This is a genomic window from Proteus sp. TJ1640, from assembly GCF_003144445.1.
Lineage (GTDB): Bacteria > Pseudomonadota > Gammaproteobacteria > Enterobacterales > Enterobacteriaceae > Proteus > Proteus penneri.
In genome coordinates, this window is the sequence record NZ_PENY01000008.1 from 1 (window position 1) to 1409 (window position 1409).

Consider the following 1409-nt stretch of genomic DNA (forward strand, 5'->3'; position numbering starts at 1 on the left):
AGCCACCTTCACCCACACCTACACCAACCCCGATACTGCCGCCTTTGCTGCGGTTTTGGCTGGTGGTTTGCTCGGTATTTTGGGCAGAAACAAGGTTGATATCTTGCGTGGCAGACAGTGATAAGTCTTTGCCGGCTTTGAGTTCACTGCCAACAACCGTGATATTACCGCTGTCTGGGTTCGTATCTTTATTTTTACCTGTTGCGGTAATCGACAGATTTTGTCCGGCATTTAAGGTACTGCCTTGAGATTGGTGGCTGTCGGTATGGGTTTCGCTTTTCGACGNTGGGTTCGTATCTTTATTTTTACCTGTTGCGGTAATCGACAGATTTTGTCCGGCATTTAAGGTACTGCCTTGAGATTGGTGGCTGTCGGTATGGGTTTCGCTTTTCGACGATTGGCTACCGTAAGACACACTGACACCAACCGTATTGGTGGCGCCTTTTTGATAGTCTTTATCGCCCGGTTTGAGGTTGTTGGCAAGGTTGTGTGCATTGGCTGCATCGGTTTTCAGCCCATCTAACTCAACCGCTTGCTGAGCTTGGATGCCGGATAATACTGCCTTGGTGTTTTGAAGGGCACTTAAACGACCGTCACTTTCTTTGCGAGCTTGTTGTGCGGTGCTGACGGCAGTATTGAGGGCGCTACCTGCACTTCCAGAGAGTGCAACACTAAACCCACTTTGTTTGGTTTCAAAGGTTTCAGTACGGGTACGCTCATCATAACCTGGGTCTATTTGGACGCTGTCACCGCTGAGGTTTAAGTCTTTCTGGGCAATCAGGTCAGCGCCGCCCACATGCAGTTTGTTGCCAACTGTGATATTAACGTTACCTTGTGTGCTGCCAATGGTACTGACACTTTGGCTTTGGGTGGTGCCTTTTTCATCCACTTCATGGCGGGAGGATTGTTTACCCACACTAAAACCAATGCCACCGCTACTCATTAGTCCGCTTTTTTTCTTCTCTTCGAGGAGATAATGCGAGTCGGTCTCGGTCGCAGCGGTGATATCGACATTGTTACCAGCGGTTAAGCTGACATCGTTTTCTGCGACCACCGAAGAGCCTGTAACTTGAATATCGTTACCCGCTTGAATATTGACTTGCTCTCCACTGACGACGCTACCTTGCTCACGTGTCACATGATCATTTTGGAGAGTATGAGTCTGACTAGAACTTAAAAATCCTTTACTCTTTGAATGTTCTTCTAAAAACTCCGTATGGGTTTCTGTCGAGGTATTGAGATTAATATTTTGTGTGGCGCTTAAATCAACAGCCCCTTTTTCACTGTGTAAAGTGCTACCTGTTAAATTGATATCACCCTCACTGGCAGTAATTTCAACACCTTGCTGTCCGCTAAAGGTGCTTCCAACCACGTTTTCTTGGGCGGTATCCACAAGACGACTGTAACTT

Annotated in this window: 1 protein-coding gene; it reads right to left on the reverse strand. The window is 47.3% G+C overall.

Translation table 11 applies throughout. The features are described 5' to 3' along the window. On the reverse strand, positions 1 to 1409 hold a 1409-nt coding region (locus tag DK861_RS02790; protein WP_204101241.1), incomplete at both ends, for a hemagglutinin repeat-containing protein.